A 17,738-nucleotide genomic window follows, 5' to 3' on the forward strand; every position below is an offset into this window, starting at 1 on the left:
TATATCATAGGCATTGCTTATTTTTTGATGATTACTTCATTTTCTTGCATTTCATATTTTATCCCTAAAGAGAAACTGAGACCCTCTAAGATGTTTTCAAGACTTTCATTATCAAATACCCCAGAAACTTTTCTATTGGTATTTATCTTTCCATTGATTTCGATATTTATACCATACCACTTTTGAAGGTCTCTAACCACATGCTTTAAAGGCTTGCTCTTAAACCTGATTCGACCTTCTTTCCATGCTGTCACTTTTCTAGCGTCAAAATCTTTTACGTTAAGTCCTAAATCTTCAGTTCCTGTAGAGTACACCATTTTTCCAGGCTGAATAACTACAGAATTCAAACCATTTGTTTCACCTGACGTCTCCACTTTGATCTTCCCTTCGGTTAAAGCCACCTTGACTTGATTATTTCTTGAATAAGCATTAAAAGCCGTACCCAACGCGGTAGTCACCACATCATTGGTCATCACCTTAAATGGCCGCTGCGTATCGGGAGTTATTTCAAAGAAAGCTTCCCCCTCTAAGGACACCTTCCTGTCTTTTCTTCCAAAGTCGGATTGATAGCTGATGGTTGAATTGGCATTCAATACCACAAACGTTTGGTCTGGCAACCGAAGTTTCATTTTTTGACCCGGACCAGTATGTCTACTGAAGACCTTTAACTCTTCCTGTAAGGCTTGTTCAACGGGATGATTGATTTGTTGATAAACCAATACAGCAAGCAAGCCTATTAAAGCGATTGAAGCGGCGACTTTTGTGACAGGCCACCACATTTCTCGTAAGCTTCCTTTCCGACTTTTATTTCTTACCTCAACATTGATTTTACGATGGACTCCTTCCAGTAGCTGATCAAGTTTTTGGGCATCACCAACTGGCTCTATTGCCTCCCAAGACGCTTCCATCAGATCTTCCAATTCTTCAGCTGCATTTGGCTTTTCTAACCACTGCTCTACCTGACGAACCTCTTCCTTACTGGCTAATCCATTTAAATACCTTATGAACTTATATTTTTCCAATTTCTTTTGATGCTTTAAGAGTAATACACATAAAACATCGCAACTACTTAATGAAATGTTAAAAAAATTTAAATTCTTACACGGTATAAGAATTTTATATCATAAAGAATTCAATTATCAGAACAAAAATTCAGATCAAACCAAGCAGTATTTACAACAAAATAAACATATGAAAATAATCCGCTGAAAAAATTACACATATGAAAATTCTATTTATTTCAATAACCTAGGTCTTTCACTGCTATTAATTTCAAATAGCAACTATCAATTGTTCTTAAAAACAAAAGACAAGTATAACTCTAAATAAAAATATTTGTAGTGATGCAAACAAGACAAAATTAAATACTATAAACTAAAGGGACATGTAAACAAAAAAAGTAGCAACAATAGATGCTCTTTGAAGCAAATTCCCTTTAATATATTTAGTAGCCAGGTAAACATGATGCTCTACAGTCCTAACAGAAATATCGAGTATAGATGCAATCTCCTTGTGACTTCGTCCTTCCAGTTTATTCATTTTAAAAGCAATCTTTTGGATTTCCGGTAATTGATCAATTAAATCAAAAGTAGATTGCTCCAGTTCTCTATATTCCAGTTCTTCTTGAATTTTGACATCGGCCGCTAGACTTGACCATTCCAGATCATCCATGCGGACCTTATTCTGTGCATTCCTCAATTTATTATAAACCTGGTTTTTGACTGCTGTAAACAAATAACTCTTAAAACTTAATTCACTATTCAGAGAAGATCGTTTTTCCCATATTTTTACAAAAACTTCCTGAACGGCTTCTTCAGCTTCTTCCTTTTCAAAAATAAAAGTTTGTGCAAATCCCAACACCCTAGACGCATACCTGTAATATAGTGCATTGAAGGCACTTAACTCCCCCTGACGGAGTAAGTCAACTAACTCATTATCTTTATGGTTACTTTGGGATTTCATTTTAAGCAATAAATAAACATAAAGATAATCCTACTAAAAAAAAATATAACTCAAATATTTAATTTCGATTCATTCCTAAAATAAATAAAATATTTTCAAAACTAAATTAATAATACTATAAACAAATAGAGATGAAAAATAATATTAGATTAAATATTTCGAATCTAAAACAACTTTTATAATACAATATTGAATTTTTCAAACAAAAAACCAAACAAACACTTATTCACTCAATAATCACTTCAGTATTCCACTCATCACTCAGTTTCTCCCCTTTCTGAAAAAACACTAATCGGTAAACAGCTTTCTGTTTCCAAACTTTTCTAAGTCTTTCGTCTTTCATTTCCCACAATTCCACTTTTGACTCTACCTTTGATTTAGGATATTTCAATAAAATGCTCTTTCCACTCTTTTCTCCAAGTTTAAAGATCCCTGGTGATATTTCCTTAGGCTCATTTAAAGTCATAAAATGTAATTCGGATCTTTCTTGTAACTCCTCTAATGAAAATTCATCCCTGATCAAGTTGGGTCTGAACCTCAAAGGTCTCAATCAGCTGATGAACAATTAAGACCGGTAATAATCTATTCATCAAAAAACCTACTATTTTGATCATACCAAAACACATTATAGATAAAGCTTAAAAAACAAAAATTAAATAAACCTTCAACAACTTTCAATTCCTTACTAAAAACATCAATAAACTACAAAACAAAATGATATGGAAAAACTAATTAAAGCTTTATATTAGTCCCGGTAAAGAGATATCGTTTTGACAAAGCTCACTAAAACAGCACTAAATACCGCGGTCTTTTCAAAAAGTCTCTATAAACTAAAAACTCATCATCTATTTCAAAGAAACAATTATTCCAACCAAATGAAAATCAAGTACGCATTAACATTGTCAGCTTTAGGTTTGGCCACACTTTTCAGCTCATGTGGCACAAAATCAAGTAACCAACAGCAAAACCAAGAAGCAGACCTAATTCGTTCCATCGATACAAATTTCATAAAAAACAATATTGATTTTTCTGTAAAACAATACCAACACCTAAGCACCTTGGTGCCTGAAGATAAACTGCCTAGAACCTACAATAAAAAAGAGGACAAGCTCATACCTTCTGGCACTGCTTGGTGGACTTCAGGCTTCTATCCTGGAACGTTATTGTACTTATTTGAAATGTCGGGAGATTCTTCCATGCTAAAATTAGCAGAACAAAAATTGAAAATACTTGAAAAAGAAAAAGACAATAAAGGCACCCATGACCTGGGCTTTATGCTATACTGCAGCTATGGCAATGCTTACAGGATTACTGGAAATGAACAATATAAAGACATAATGCTTGAAGGAGCTGAATCATTGGCTACCCGTTTTCATCCTGAAACTGGTCTGATCAAATCCTGGGACCATGGCAAATGGAACTATCCAGTGATCATCGACAATATGATGAATTTGGAATTTCTATTTTGGGCTTCTGAAGTGAGCGGTGACAAAAAATATTATAATATCAATATCTCCCATGCGGACAGCACCATACAGAACCATTTCAGGGAAGATAACAGTTCCTACCACGTAATCGATTACGATGCTGAAACTGGAAAAGTGGTGCAGAAAAAAACACATCAAGGCTTAGCTGATGATTCAGCTTGGGCTAGAGGACAGTCATGGGGACTATATGGTTTTACAGTAATGTATAGAGACACAAGAGATCCCAAATATTTGGAGCAGGCTGAAAATATTGCAGACTTTATCCTAAACCACCCAAACATGCCTGAAGATCTTGTTCCATATTGGGATTTCAACGATGTGGCATCTGACACAACTTACCGTGACGCTTCTGCAGCAGCAATTAATGCTTCTGCCTTGCTTGAGCTAAATAAATACACCAAAGACGCTGAAAAAGCAGCATGGTATAAATCATCTGCCGAAAAGATGCTGCTAAGCCTCTCTTCAGAAAAATATCAGGCTAAACCGAACAAAAATGGAGGATTTATCCTTGAACACAGTGTTGGCTCTTTACCTCATAATTCTGAAGTAGATGTACCATTAACCTATGCTGACTATTATTATATCGAAGCATTAAAACGATACCAAGACTGGTTTTTAAATTAATTTGAATCAGAAAAACACCTTGAATGCTGACATTAACCAAAAACAGTTTTTGTCAGCATTTTTTTTTCAACAAACTACGACCCAAAAGAAAATCGGTATGAAGACATTTAAGCTCCTATTGCTTTTCAACCTTCTTTGTCAACTTGTCCTAGCGCAAGGAACTCCTCCTATCATCCCTGTTCCTAATTCATTTGAAGGTGGCTCCCTTATTTTTGTTTTAAATAAAAATACTCCCATCCAATACTTGGAAGAAAACTTAAAAGATGAAGCCCATTTTCTTCAAAAAGAACTGCTAAGAAAAAATAAGCTTCCACTTTCATTGACAAAAACCAGCAGGGTCCAACCCTCAATCCTATTGAGCACATCCTCAATGGAGAATAATGCCTATGAATTAACCATTGGAACTGACAAAATTCAAATCACTGCAAATGATGAGAAAGGTGTATTTCATGGAATCATCTCTCTTCTTCAAATCATTGACCAATCAGAAATGAACGGAAATGGGATATCCATTCCTAGCTGGAAAATCAAGGATAGCCCTAAATATGATTGGAGGGGTTTTATGCTTGATGAATCCAGGTACTTTTTTGGAGTAGATAAAGTCAAGTCAATTTTAGATTGGATGGCTTATTACAAGCTGAATAAATTCCATTGGCACCTGACTGATTCACCTGCATGGAGAATAGAAATCCAAAAATACCCAAAACTGACCTTGGTTGGGGGAATTGGTAACCATGGAAATCCATATGCGCCAAGCCAATTTTATACGCAAGAAGAAATCAAAGAAATAGTACGCTATGCACATGAAAGGAAAATAGAAGTCATTCCAGAAATAGACATGCCTGGACATGCTACCGCGGCCAATAGAGCATATCCTGAATTTAGTGGAGGAGGATCAGAAAAATATCCTGAATTCACCTTTCACCCTGGGAAAGATGACTCTTACCAATACCTAACAGACATCCTTCGTGAAGTAAATGCATTGTTTCCAAGTCAGATGATTCATTTAGGTGGCGATGAGGTTAGTTTTGGCAACCAAAAGTGGGCCAGTGATCCATTAGTCAATGAACTTAGGCAACGTGAAAACTTGAGCAGTCTCAAGGAAGTTGAAGACTATTTTATGAAAAGAATGGCCGATTCATTATTCTCTCTCAATAACAAAATTTTAGCTTGGGATGAAATGGCTGAAACCGGATTACCTACTGAAAAAAGCATATTATTATGGTGGAGACATGATAAACCAGGACAGCTTTCCAAGCTACTCGATAATAATATCCAAACTGTAATATGTCCTAGAATACCTTTATACTTCGATTTCGTCCAAGAAGAAACACATAGATATGGAAGAAAATGGGGAGGCAACTTCAATCCTATTAAAAAAGTTTACGAATTTGATATCTCAGGACTGCACATTCCTGAAGGTAAAAAAGATTTAATACTTGGCTTCCAAGCAAACCTTTGGACAGAAACAGTGACGAATGCGGAAAGATTAGACTTTCTTGTATTCCCTAGAATTGCTGCAATGGCCGAGGCTGTTTGGAGTAATAAAGACAATAAAAATTATGTAGATTTCAGTCTTAGGCTAAAGAACCATTTTAGGTTATATAGAAATGAAGGTCTATATTTCTATGACCCATTCAATCCTGAAGCACACCCTGAACCGACCGTCAAGTAGCTTACCGAAGCTAAACTATAACTCTTCAATTATATCAACATCAAAAAGGCTAAGCGGAAATACTGCTTAGCCTTTTTGATATAACTTATTTATGCGTCTTTCTGGTTTTGAGCAAATCTAATACCTCTTCAAGTTTAGCATGATCATCCATATAAGGAGCCAAATCAAATAACTCCACTGTTCTAAAATCAATTGGATGGCTTTCACTTTGAAGAGAAATAAAACCTTCCTTGATCAATTGACCATCCTTTTTAACACTAGGATCAAAATTATCTACATTCCCTCCTCCTATTTGTGGATCAAAATAGGTCAATACTGTATCTCCCTCTACGATATGATGAACAATGGAATCTCCAAGCACTAAAAAGTCTGCTGAAACCCATTGTTCACCATGATATGTCTTAGAAGATGAGCTAACACAATGTGGGGTAAAGAGCTCATTGTCCATTACAACATTGGTTCCTGGGGTACAAAGGTTGCTAGTAGTACGGTCGTGGATACCATCTCCCCCAAGCAGCTGACCTTCGATAGAAATTGGAAAATTCTGATCACGTCCCATGGTTCTTGGATCTTGTCCATGGAGCATCGCCCCACTGTTTCTGAGTGCCCAACCTTCACCACCTGGAGCCTGCTCCCCAACAAATCTATATTCTAAATGGAGTAAATACGCTGAAAAAGATTGGTCATAGAAAATATGTCCATATTGATAATTAAAATCATCATACTCATCATAGCGAACTTTCATCATTCCATCTTCAATGCGAAATGTATTGTTATAATTCTCATCTAGTTCATGCTTGGCAATTTTAATCCTCCACTTATCAAAATTCTCCCCATTGAAAAGGCTTTGCCATTCCTGATCAACCATTTCTGCTGTAACACGCTCTTCTTTGGTACCTGAACAGGCCATAACAAACAAAGCAAATCCCATCAATACAATGGGCAAAACATAATTCCTCATAGATGTATTTATTAAATGATTATTTTCAGAAAAAGGAGTAAATGATTTTATTATCAAAACTTGACTAAAATACGAAATAGAAATAGGATAAAAAATCCTTCAGCCTTCATTACATAAAGGAAAATGAAGAGTAAAAGTGGAGCCTTTCCCCAGTTCAGACTCAAAAGAAACTTTTCCTCCCTGCAATTCAATGAACTCCTTTGTAATCTTCAGTCCTAGACCAGACCCCTTTTCATATTTATGTGAATTAGATGCCCGAAAGAAAGGTTTAAACAGGTTCTTCTTATCTTCATCAGAAATACCTTCACCAAAATCCTGAATGCACAGCTCCAATTCTTCATCCCTCAAATAAGTTTTCACCACGGGTTTCAATTCTCTGCTCCCATACTTGAGTGCATTTTCTACCAAATTCAATAAAGACTGCCTAACCAAGTCTCCATCTATTGATATTTTAAAATCCTCAGGTAAATCGGTGTCTAAAAAAATAAGCTCCTGATCCAAATAGTTTTCAAGTACAGTATTTAGGTAATTGTTAACATGTTTTTTCTTGAGCTTTAATTGGATTCCTCCTTGATTAATTTTTTCTAAGTTCAACAAATTGTTAAGCAGTGTATTCATCCTATCTGCTTCACTATTGATCCTTTTGAAATGCTTCTTAAATTTATCTCGAGATGAAATGGTTTCAGCATTTCTTTCCAGCTCAATTTTACATATCTCTACACTGGATTTTATTGTTGAAAGCGGCGTTTTAAATTCATGCGACGTAATGGAAACAAACTGCGACTTTAAACTATTCAGCTCCTTTTCTTTTTCTAATTCAAATTTCTGACTGGACTTAATCTTTTCCTCATGAGAAACATCTCTGGAAACAGCCAAAAATGCTTCCACATGGCCATTTTCATTTTTGATCGGACTGAGGACAGTATCTAACCAAAGCTTTTCTCCTAAAATATTCTCAATCTCAAATCGCTCTCTTTTATCTTGATCGATACATGAAGCAATATTGTATTCCTGTCCATTAAAAAACTTATTCAAAAATAGTTTCTTGTTTTTGCCATCAGGACAAAAACCCAATTTCTCTTTAAACGAAGAGGAGCTATAGATAGGCTTAAAATCCTTGTCATATACACAAATTATATCCGTCGATCCACGCAAAAATTCATCAAATGAATGCATTTTATCAAAAAGTCCTTTGGAATATGTTCTACCTTGAAAATCACCCGAGGAAAGTAAAATAATTTTCAAACAGTTAAGGGCAATATTCACATAACGCTCCATTTGACCAAAATCCGTAGCCTTTGGGTCAATCAAAAGCATGGTCAAATACATGTCTCTTCCTATATAAATTGAATTTTTTCCAAAAGTCAACTCATGTATATCATATCGATCACCGCGGTTTACTTTTTCCAAAACCAAGCCTTCCGAATGACTCTTAGTATTAAACTCCCCTATTATTTTCTTTAATAAAGCTTTAGATTGACCATCTTGTTCAGCTCCTTCGGAAACGTAATACTGATGACCCTCTCGTATTTCACCATCATGCAAAACTGCCCCTGCAAAATTTGATTCACTTGCCTTATTAACTAGGCCCAATACATTTTGAAAAGAATCTAGAAAACTGCCATTTTCCATGAACATTTCTTGCTCTCGAAAAATCTGTCGCAAATAATTTAATTCAAAATAATTATCAGTCAATTTAATTCAAATTTTATTTTTCTTTCGAAATAGATGAACACCCAAAGAAACAATTAACAATTCATCTTATGCTATTAACAATCTCTTATTTAACAGGACTTCTTAATGCACCTTTTGGGATATAGAACCTATATATGTTTTTCAAAAATGCATTCGGTAATTAAAAATCTTCCTGTCATACTACCTAATATAAGCATTATGGCTAATTCCTATATCACCGTCAACCAAATAATTATCCAATTATTATCAGAAAGATTACATTTTAGGTCATTTAGACTACAAATTTAAGATTTTTTTTAAACTCAACTAAAACATAGACTTTTAAATAAGTTATTTTGACATTTAAATTAAAAATCCCACAATTTCGGTTTAAACCAAAATATCTTATGCTGTAAATCTTGCTGAAATCTAATAAAATCATCTAAAATACATTCATGTTGTAATTATTCAAAAAATGAATTAATATGCACATCAGTCCAATAAACCCCAATAATTACATAAAGAAAGATCAAATTACTTTGGAATCTATTAATTTGAATAATTAACTATATATTTTTTCATTCAGGACTCGAGATTACTTATTAGAATTATGAAGAAAAAAATACTGATCGTTGAGGACAATTTTGAACTCGCTGATAATACTAAAGACTTATTAGAATCCGAAGGTTTTGAAGTTTGTGAAATTTTGGATTCTGAGCACAGAATTGAGGATGTTTTATATGAATATTCACCAAATGCCATTCTATTGGACATCCATTTAAATGGAGAAACTAATGGCATTGAAATCGCTCATAATATCCGTGAAAAGTTCAGTATCCCTGTGATTTTCTTCACTTCGGCATCTGATAAAGATACTATAGAAAAAGTTAAAGCAGTTTCTCCCGATGGCTATATTTTAAAGCCCTTTACTAAAGATATGCTTTGTACTTCATTGGAGTTGGCCATAAGCAATTTCGAGACAAAATCTAACAACAAGGTCTCTGAACTCATTTCCCAGGACCGCATCATCAAAGGATCTATTTTCATCAGAGACAAAGGTTATCTTAAAAAGGTGAATATTCAGGAAATTGATTGGATCAAAGCAGATGGATCATATACACATATATGTACAGAAGATCATACCATATACACACTTAGAAACTTGATCAAGGAAGTGATCCATAAGCTTCCATCTGTACTTTTTTGTAAAGTTAACAAGGCCTATATTGTTAATTTAGATAAAATTGAGGCATTAAACTCCAAGGAAATAATCATTAAAGGGCAAAACATTCCAGTCGGAAGAAATTATTACCAAAATATCTTATCAAGATTAAACCAAGTGACCAGATAGACTTTAAATCCACTTTATTATCAATCACAATCCACTTGAATAAATCTCATAAACACAATAAAAAAGGGACAAGCTCAAGTTTTTTGAGCTTGTCCCTTTTTTATTCAACCTCTTGAAAACAAAAGAGAGGTCATTCCTTAAATTACCATATCACTTTAGTTTTGAAAATATTTTTACCTTTGAAAAACAAACAATAAACATATACACCAGGCTGAAGCTCAGGATTATCATCCAAGGTTTTTTGAGACCAAGCTTGAAGTTCTGAAAGCTCATCTTGATAAACCATATTACCATTTCTATCAAAAGCCTTAATAACTAAATCATTATATTGATTTCCAGTATTATTATACAGTTTGGGTTGTTCATACACAGGATTTGGTGAAATGGAAAACTGATGATCTAAAGACTTTTCAAACTTGGCCCTAATAACCTTGGAATACTCCAATGTCCCTTCTAAATTCACTGCTATTACCCTGTAATAATTATTTCCTACAGCGGGAGAATTATCATTAAAAACAAAATCCCTCTCTCCTAGCAAGTCACTTTCACAGTCAACTTCTCCCAAAGTCACCCAATGATCACCAGAAAGAGATCTTTGGACCATAAATTTTTCCAAAGCCTTATCCAGATGCACAGACCAGTTCAACTGTATCCCTATATCTTTCTCTTTTGCCTGAAATCCCCCCCAACTCATCGGTAAAATCTTAAACACTTGTTCCACAGCCTGAGATTTTTTGCAACCTGTATCTCCATTCTTAAGGATTAAAAACACATCATCAATTTCTTCATTAGCTACTAATCCTTCAATTTCCAAATCACCATTGGGCAAAACCCTATAAGTCACATGATGATCTCCCTTATCTATCACCTCTTCACTTGATATTTCTGGAACACCATTAGAATTAAAAGACCAATAAAACTCTGGGTTTTCAATATCAGCATCTAACTCTAAAAATGGCTCTAATACAACTTTTTCGCCTTCTCCATATTCTGCAGCACTTGGGAGGGCCTGATAATCCTCCACCTGAGGTACTTTCATTGCGTCAACTATAACAGCCACTGGAGCCGATTCCAAGGATTCCCCACCACAGTTATCTGAAGATGTTACATAATAAATTTCATCTGAACTTACAGCATTTAAGTCCAAACTCTCCGCTGTCCCTATTTCATTGCCATTCTCATCATACCACTTCAAACCAGAGCCCGAATAACTTGCTGGGGCTATGGTCAAATCCCCTCCTTCGCAAATCGCATATTCATTCCCCGACACTGAAGCCCCAAAGGAAGGCATACCAATAGTTTTCTCCACTTCATGGATATTTAGAGCTTCAAAAACATCAACATCCAATAAGGAATTCACCTTTATTTCAAATCGGTCAAAAGGCAAACCTGGACTTATTGGAAAAGTCACCTCATCTCCATCCATCAAAAGCCCCAGTATATCCAATTTCAACAGTCCTAATAACTCATCTGCCATAGCCCCTAAATCCTCGTTATAAACTTCGGTATCTCCATCATAAGCTATAAATGACAAATTACTAAAAAGTTCAAGGTTAAGCAGTGCAGGATCTCCACTGATGGTTACCATTACTTCATCGGACTGATCTGATATATTCGAGAAATAAAAAAATTGACTCATACTACCCGCCACACCTGCTAAACCAGTACTAAGAGAGGAGCTTGTGGCCTCATCTTTATCGATCGCATTTTGGGGAGCACTCACCGTACCACCGCCTAAACCCAATGCATCTAAACTTATTCCCTCTCCATCATAGGAAACAAACTCAGGCTCATAGTTACACCCTGCCTCAAAGTAAAAGGCATGATACACATCTAAGGTAAATTCTGTTTCCAGACTTACTAAAGCAGAAGACTTGTTTATAATTTTAATGGACTTATAGGATTCTTGAGGAACAATACGGAAATAAAAATCACCATTTTCATCCATCACTACGTTCATTTCCCCACTAGTTAATCCTCCATTTGTATCTACATTTAATACTTCATTTCCCTCTTCGTCATAAGCTATCACATGAATGATTTGCATACCTAACGCAGTTCCCAAAACGCCTGAAAGCAAATCTCCTAAAGTCCCTGATAATAGTGCTTGAAAAAGATTCCCATCACCATCTACTCTGATGTATGATGGTGTATTTGCAGGTACTATATTATCAAATCCAATTTCAATAAAACCATCATACCCCCCTATACCTAATAATCCAGGGCTACTGTACAAAGTCGAATGATTGCCATTTTGCCCTAAAGTATTCGAAGGATTTTCTACAACCTCTTTCAAACATGTTGTAAATAAACATTCGATGCCTCCATAAACAATATCAGGGCTATAATCTTCAAGATTCTCCGCATAGATTTTCCCGATGTCGCTAAACGGAAAAGCACTGTTAGAAATAAAAATTAAAACAAAAAAAGCCCATGACACCTTTAAGGTATCATGGCTTTTTAAAAGTACCCTATAATTCAAACGTTTCATTTAGACCAGGAAAAAATAAAAACCGGTAAATACTGTTGAATCAATAATCTACAATAGTAAACTCAGTTCGACGGTTATCCTGATGTTCTTCATCAGTACATTCTACGCCATCATCACACTGATTTAACAATCTAGATTCTCCATAACCCTTTGCTTCTATCCTCACTCTGGATACACCTCTTGAAATTATATAATCAACAGCTGATTGGGCTCTCTTTTCTGATAATATCTGATTATAGGAATCAGATCCACGACTATCGGTATGTGAGTTAAGTTCAATCTTCATGGTAGGATTATCATCCAAGATCTTTACTAACTTATCTAGTTCAAGAGCGGCATCATCCCTAATATCCCACTTGTCAAAATCGTAATAGATATTCTCCAATTCAATCGTCTTTCCAATTTCAATCTTGTCAAGATAAAGATCCTTTCTGATCGTTGTATCGGCAAATAACCTAAGACCTTTGGTACTCAATCCCTTTAGCTCAGCGGAAATATAATCGGTCTTTTTCCCTTCTATATCATAGACCGTCTCTTCTCCAAGAACAAAGTCATATTCACCATCCTCATTGGTTACAAAATTAAAGTTGGTTCCTGTGGTTTTATCCATCAGTTCCACCACTGCATTTTCTAAAGGCTTCATGGTTTCTTTATCCATTACAACGCCCTTAAGAAATATCTTAGAATTGACTTCCAAGATAAATGCATAAATATCATCCATTCCATTGCCACCAGGTCTGTCAGAACTGAGCACTCCTCTATCAGGAATCTCACTATTGAAATAAAAGGCAAAATCATCTCTACTGGAGTTAATCGGTGCCCCCATATTCTCTGCCTTGGCCCAAGTACTTCCAGACTTTTCCGATTTAAATACATCCAGACCTCCTAATCCTCCTCTTCCATCAGAAGAAAAAAACAATTCCCCTTTTTCATTCACATATGGAGTCCTTTCATTTCCAGAGGAATTAACATTTTCACCCAAATTCACCGGAGTAGACCAATTATTCTCCCCAAGATATTTGGTGAAATAGATATCAGAATTCCCTGAACCATCTGGCTGACTGGATGAAAAGTATAACTTTTTACTTTTCTCATCCCAGAAAGGATCACTCACACCATATTCATAAGGGCTATTAAATGGTAAACTTTTTAAATCAGTCCATTCTTCATCCACCTTTTCCATATAAAAAATCTGGGGAAAAAGTGTAAAGTCTTTTCTGCTTCCACTTGGCCTATCCACATCTTTTCCTGGTTTTCCTGCTTTTACCCAAAAAATAAAATCCTCAGCCTCATAGATGGGACCACTATGATGAGGACTATTATATTTTTCTAAGTTCTTGATGCTATCCGTCTCAAAATCATCCCAGTCTCCTTTTGCCTCATACACTTTCAAGAAGCCATTTCCGGTCCAACCATAAATATCACTTCTTAATGCATTGTATTCGTCCACTTTTGCATTAACCGGCATACTGTCCATTCTATCACTGGCAAAAACCAATTTATCGCCTTCGATTATACCCGAAAAATCAGCATACTTCGAATTAATCTCTTTCAGATTTTTAATCTGAACATCTTTGGGGTCATTTAATATATCCTTTGCTTCATTTATCAAACTCAATAATTTACTGGCTTCTTCTATATCAAGTCCCTCTTGACCTGACCGCTTATATTCGTTAAGCTGTCTCCTCGCTTCATCAAATTTTGAATTCGCTATAAGGGTTTTTGCAAAGTTCAAACGATCTCCATAGGTCAATTCATCCAACCTGTCTAACTTCCCATACCACGATTCAGCCAAATCGAAAACCCTCATATGGTAATAAGAATTTGCTAAACCTCTAGCTGTTTCAGGCAATTCTTCCACATCCCAGGCCATTGAATAATGCTCTACCGCTACAGCATAATTCATCATATCATATTGCTGATTTCCCCTAGCCAGATCCCTGTTTTTTATACCAATACAGGAATTCACTAACAGCAACAAAAAGAATAAGTTTATTATATTTTTTTTCATTTTCTGAATCGATTAAAAGTATCTTGGAGAAACTAACTTGACTTTCTTGGGTGGGAACATATATCCTACAGAAAAATCATGCGTTGAAAATGTTTTGGCACTAAAACCGGAAATATTGTGATCATAGGCATAGCCAATTCTAAGTCTATCATTAACATAGAACTCAACCAGCCCCACTACTGAAGCAGGTCTTTTTTGATCCATCTCCCTAAATTCTTCACCTTGGAAATTGACAGATGTTCTGTAGGAAGCTCCTAGCCATAATCTTTCTCCTAAAAGAACAAAAGTATTAATATCCAATCTTGATGGCCCCGCAAAATCATCTACATAAAGTATGGAAGGTTTTAAAGCCACATTATAGGAAACATCTATTAGGGTACCTGCTGTCAAATAGATATTGGTCTTGGGCTGAACCATCATTGCACCATTGTCAAACTTAAATTGTGATGAAAAGAGATTATCAGCTGATGCTCCAAGGAAAAAGTAGGGATTATAATAAAACACCCCTGCTCTTAAGTCTGGATACAAAACCTGCTCATCACCTGCTGAAACAGCTGGATCATTAGGGTTAAGAGGATTTAACATTGATCCATCAAGTTTGGAATTGACCAGTCCTGCACCCATACCAAAACTCATATATCCTTCATTGGACATTCTTAAATGATAGGCAAAGTTGGCATACCCACCTGTCGTTTTCTGTGCACCTAATCTATCAACAAGAATATGGCCTCCAATCCCCATATTGGTATCATTGATTAATCCATCACCTGATATTGCAAAGGTTTCAGGACTTCCTTGAACATCTGTCCATTGTTTCCTGTAATAGCTTTGCAAATAAACCTGCTGTTTGTACCCTGCATATGCAGGGTTTACAAACAGCGGGTTAAACATATACTGGCTAAATACCGGGGCTTGCTGCGCCTGTAGGTCAAAGCAGCCAAAAGTCAGCCCCATTGCGATCAAAATGTATTTTATCCTTTTCATCGTCTCGTTATCTTATAATAGTTACATATCCCGTGAATTGCATCTCACTTCCAGATTCACTATCTCTTATTTTTAACTTATAATAGTAGGTTCCTCCATTTAGAGAGCCTCCATCCCAGTCATTATTGTAGCTACTTGATTTGAAGACTTCACCTCCCCATCTATTCACAATAATCACTTCATTGTCAGGATACAAATCTGAAAGGCCTTCTATTTCCCAAACATCATTCATTCCATCTCCATTTGGTGTAAAGACATTTGGAATATTAATGGCCAATTGATTATGCGATACTGTAGCCGTATTATCCAAATCATTCAGTTCTAGCTGATCCGGCGTTTCTACTTTCGCTGAATTAGTCACCACTCCTTTTTCTCTGGCTATTACACGCAACTGTATCGTAATTTCCTCATTACCTAGCAACTCTGGGATCACAAAGGTCAAGGTGCCATTTGAAGCATCATAGGTTTCTTGAATTTCACTTGAAGCATTCGATCCTAAATAATCGACTTCAGATGGCATAAAGTCAGTTATCGTGACATTCCTAGCTGGCACATCGGTGTTATTGGTAACTTTCAACTGATAGGTAAATTCTTTATCCACTTCAACAATAGAGTTAGAAACCATCTTACCCATTGTTAGATCAACATCATCCGGCAAAATCGGTAACGGATCAGTTTCATCTTCATCTGGTTGAGAATTATCTCCATCTACCTGAGCACGATTAATGACCCCTTCATTAACTTCCACAGCCATTACACTCACAGTCAATGTTATAGATTCACCAGCAAGGATTTCTCCTAAACTCCAAGTCACCATATTTCCATTGACTACTCCGTCGCCACCTACTGTAAGAATTTGGAGGGAGGCAGGCACTTCATCCGTCACTACTACATTATTGGCTGCTACAGCTCCATTATTACTTACCGTGATGGTGTAGTCAAACATTTCACCGACGATCACTGAGCTAACATCCGCTACTTTCTCGACATCTAATTCAGCACATTCAGAAATCATTACTGGAAGACGTTCTATACTTTCGCATCCATTATTCGAATCTATTTGTGCTGCATAATAAGTCATACCAGGTATTAGTAAATCTGAAGAACTTATCATATTACCTCCTGTAGGTGCATCATACCAGACTACTTCAGCCTCATTTACCGCTATATCCGACACCGTTGCATTTGGATCCTTGCAGAATGATTGAACTGGCATATCTGTCGTAGGTGCTGGCACATTATTCACTGCAACTGTTACTGCAGCGGCATCGCCTGAATTGTTTTCACATACACCGTCACCACTAACTGTTACATAGTAGGTCGTTGTTGTTGATGGAGAAACATCCGTCCCTGACAAGACATTCGTCAAGTCTGAATCGGTATACCAGGTAAACACCGCATTGCTTACCGTAGGACTGCTTGCTGTTAAGCTGAAAGTCTCGCCTTCACAGATTGTTCCACCATTAGCTTCTATATCTGCAGCTGTCGCATTCCTGTTCACTGTTACGGTTACGGCGGCGGCTTCACCTGCATTGTTTTCACATACGCCGTCTCCACTGACTGTTACATAATAGGTAGTCGTATTGCTTGGGCTTACATTTGGATCCAGAATTTCTGTGGTAAGATCAGAATCTGAATACCATCTGAATACCGCATTGCTTACCGTAGGACTGCTTGCTGTTAAACTGAAGGTCTCGCCTTCACAGATTGTTCCACCATTAGCTTCTATATCTGCAGCTGTCGCATTCCTGTTCACTGTTACTGTTACGGCAGCGGCATCGCCCGCATTGTTTTCACATACGCCGTCGCCGCTTACTGTTACATAATAAGTAGTGGTCGTCGATGGGGATACATCCGTACTTGCCAACACATTCGTCAAGTCTGAATCGGTATACCAGGTAAACACCGCATTGGTAACCGTACTGCTGCCTGCTGTCAAGCTGAAAGTCTCACCTTCACAGATTGTTCCACCATTAGCTTCTATATCCGCAGCTGTCGCATTCCTGTTTACTGTCACTGTTACGGCAGCGGCACCGCCCGCATTGTTTTCACATACGCCATCACCACTAACTGTCACATAATAGGTTGTAGTTGTCGATGGGGATACATCCGTACTTGCCAACACATTCGTCAAGTCTGAATCGGTATACCAGGTAAACACCGCATTGGTAACCGTACTACTGCCTGCTGTCAAGCTGAAAGTCTCACCTTCACAGATTGTTCCACCATTAGCTTCTATATCTGCGGCTGTCGCATTCCTGTTCACTGTTACGGTTACGGCGGCAGCTTCACCTGCATTATTTTCACATACGCCGTCTCCACTGACCGTTACATAATAGGTAGTCGTACTGCTTGGGCTTACATTTGGATCCAGAACTTCTGTGGTAAGACCAGAATCTGAATACCATCTGAATACCGCATTGCTTACCGTAGGACTGCTTGCTGTTAAACTGAAGGTCTCGCCTTCACAGATTGTTCCACCATTAGCTTCTATATCTGCAGCTGTCGCATTCCTGTT

Annotated in this window: 12 protein-coding genes; 3 read left to right on the plus strand and 9 right to left on the minus strand. The window is 36.7% G+C overall.

The genetic code is table 11. The annotated features are described in order from the left end of the window. Positions 1-17: 17 nt before the first annotated feature. The 3 genes from H7U17_RS20330 to H7U17_RS20340 all read right to left on the minus strand — a co-directional run bounded on the left by H7U17_RS20330 (position 18) and on the right by H7U17_RS20340 (position 2,503). Complete coding sequence (locus tag H7U17_RS20330) at positions 18-1,022, minus strand: FecR domain-containing protein (protein ID WP_186758734.1); 1,005 nt, start codon at positions 1,020-1,022, stop codon at positions 18-20. A gap of 352 nt (positions 1,023-1,374) precedes the next feature. Further along, the gene (locus tag H7U17_RS20335) at positions 1,375-1,962 is read right to left on the minus strand and encodes an RNA polymerase sigma-70 factor (protein ID WP_186758735.1); all 588 of its coding nucleotides are present in this window, start codon (positions 1,960-1,962) and stop codon (positions 1,375-1,377) included. 226 nt (positions 1,963-2,188) lie between these two features. After that, positions 2,189-2,503, minus strand: a complete 315-nt coding sequence (locus tag H7U17_RS20340) for a hypothetical protein (protein ID WP_186758736.1) — start codon at positions 2,501-2,503, stop codon at positions 2,189-2,191. Between the two features lie 334 nt (positions 2,504-2,837). Here H7U17_RS20340 and H7U17_RS20345 point away from each other — a divergent pair, with 334 nt between their 5' ends. Then, positions 2,838-4,073: a glycoside hydrolase family 88 protein gene (locus H7U17_RS20345; protein WP_186758737.1), complete on the plus strand. Its 1,236-nt coding sequence runs from the start codon at positions 2,838-2,840 to the stop codon at positions 4,071-4,073. A gap of 97 nt (positions 4,074-4,170) precedes the next feature. After that, positions 4,171-5,748 (plus strand): beta-N-acetylhexosaminidase, encoded by a 1,578-nt coding sequence (locus H7U17_RS20350; RefSeq protein WP_186758738.1) that lies wholly within the window; start codon positions 4,171-4,173, stop codon positions 5,746-5,748. 85 nt (positions 5,749-5,833) lie between these two features. Here the strand turns inward: H7U17_RS20350 and H7U17_RS20355 are convergent, their stop codons facing one another. Together H7U17_RS20355 and H7U17_RS20360 are read right to left on the minus strand one after the other, a co-directional pair. Continuing rightward, positions 5,834-6,658 (minus strand): 3-keto-disaccharide hydrolase, encoded by an 825-nt coding sequence (locus tag H7U17_RS20355; protein WP_394353730.1) that lies wholly within the window; start codon positions 6,656-6,658, stop codon positions 5,834-5,836. 150 nt (positions 6,659-6,808) lie between these two features. Then, positions 6,809-8,404 (minus strand): PAS domain-containing sensor histidine kinase, encoded by a 1,596-nt coding sequence (locus tag H7U17_RS20360; protein ID WP_186758740.1) that lies wholly within the window; start codon positions 8,402-8,404, stop codon positions 6,809-6,811. A gap of 589 nt (positions 8,405-8,993) precedes the next feature. Between H7U17_RS20360 and H7U17_RS20365 the strand changes: the two genes are divergently transcribed. Then, positions 8,994-9,734 carry a LytR/AlgR family response regulator transcription factor gene (locus tag H7U17_RS20365; protein ID WP_186758741.1) on the plus strand — a complete coding sequence of 247 codons (741 nt, stop codon included), beginning with the start codon at positions 8,994-8,996 and terminating at the stop codon, positions 9,732-9,734. Between the two features lie 142 nt (positions 9,735-9,876). Here H7U17_RS20365 and H7U17_RS20370 read toward each other — a convergent pair whose 3' ends face one another. The 4 genes from H7U17_RS20370 to H7U17_RS20385 form a co-directional block, all read right to left on the minus strand. Continuing rightward, positions 9,877-12,225: an immunoglobulin domain-containing protein gene (locus H7U17_RS20370; protein WP_186758742.1), complete on the minus strand. Its 2,349-nt coding sequence runs from the start codon at positions 12,223-12,225 to the stop codon at positions 9,877-9,879. A 40-nt stretch (positions 12,226-12,265) separates the two neighbouring features. Beyond that, positions 12,266-14,236 carry an OmpA family protein gene (locus tag H7U17_RS20785; protein ID WP_317172782.1) on the minus strand — a complete coding sequence of 657 codons (1,971 nt, stop codon included), beginning with the start codon at positions 14,234-14,236 and terminating at the stop codon, positions 12,266-12,268. A 12-nt stretch (positions 14,237-14,248) separates the two neighbouring features. Beyond that, positions 14,249-15,220, minus strand: a complete 972-nt coding sequence (locus H7U17_RS20380; protein ID WP_186758743.1) for a PorP/SprF family type IX secretion system membrane protein — start codon at positions 15,218-15,220, stop codon at positions 14,249-14,251. A 7-nt stretch (positions 15,221-15,227) separates the two neighbouring features. Next, positions 15,228-17,738: Ig-like domain-containing protein (locus tag H7U17_RS20385; RefSeq protein ID WP_186758744.1), on the minus strand; the 2,511-nt coding region annotated here is incomplete at its 5' end.

Origin of the sequence: Echinicola salinicaeni (genome assembly GCF_014280965.1) — a bacterium.
Taxonomy (GTDB): domain Bacteria; phylum Bacteroidota; class Bacteroidia; order Cytophagales; family Cyclobacteriaceae; genus Echinicola; species Echinicola salinicaeni.

What these genes read in the sequence shown, in the direction of transcription:
- H7U17_RS20365 (WP_186758741.1), top strand. Translation starts at nt 8,994, where the DNA reads ATGAAGAAAAAAATACTGATCGTTGAGGACAATTTTGAACTCGCTGAT.
- H7U17_RS20355 (WP_394353730.1), bottom strand. Translation starts at nt 6,658, where the DNA reads ATGGCCTGTTCAGGTACCAAAGAAGAGCGTGTTACAGCAGAAATGGTT.
- H7U17_RS20380 (WP_186758743.1), bottom strand. Translation starts at nt 15,220, where the DNA reads ATGAAAAGGATAAAATACATTTTGATCGCAATGGGGCTGACTTTTGGC.
- H7U17_RS20370 (WP_186758742.1), bottom strand. Translation starts at nt 12,225, where the DNA reads ATGAAACGTTTGAATTATAGGGTACTTTTAAAAAGCCATGATACCTTA.
- H7U17_RS20345 (WP_186758737.1), top strand. Translation starts at nt 2,838, where the DNA reads ATGAAAATCAAGTACGCATTAACATTGTCAGCTTTAGGTTTGGCCACA.
- H7U17_RS20785 (WP_317172782.1), bottom strand. Translation starts at nt 14,236, where the DNA reads ATGAAAAAAAATATAATAAACTTATTCTTTTTGTTGCTGTTAGTGAAT.
- H7U17_RS20350 (WP_186758738.1), top strand. Translation starts at nt 4,171, where the DNA reads ATGAAGACATTTAAGCTCCTATTGCTTTTCAACCTTCTTTGTCAACTT.
- H7U17_RS20335 (WP_186758735.1), bottom strand. Translation starts at nt 1,962, where the DNA reads ATGAAATCCCAAAGTAACCATAAAGATAATGAGTTAGTTGACTTACTC.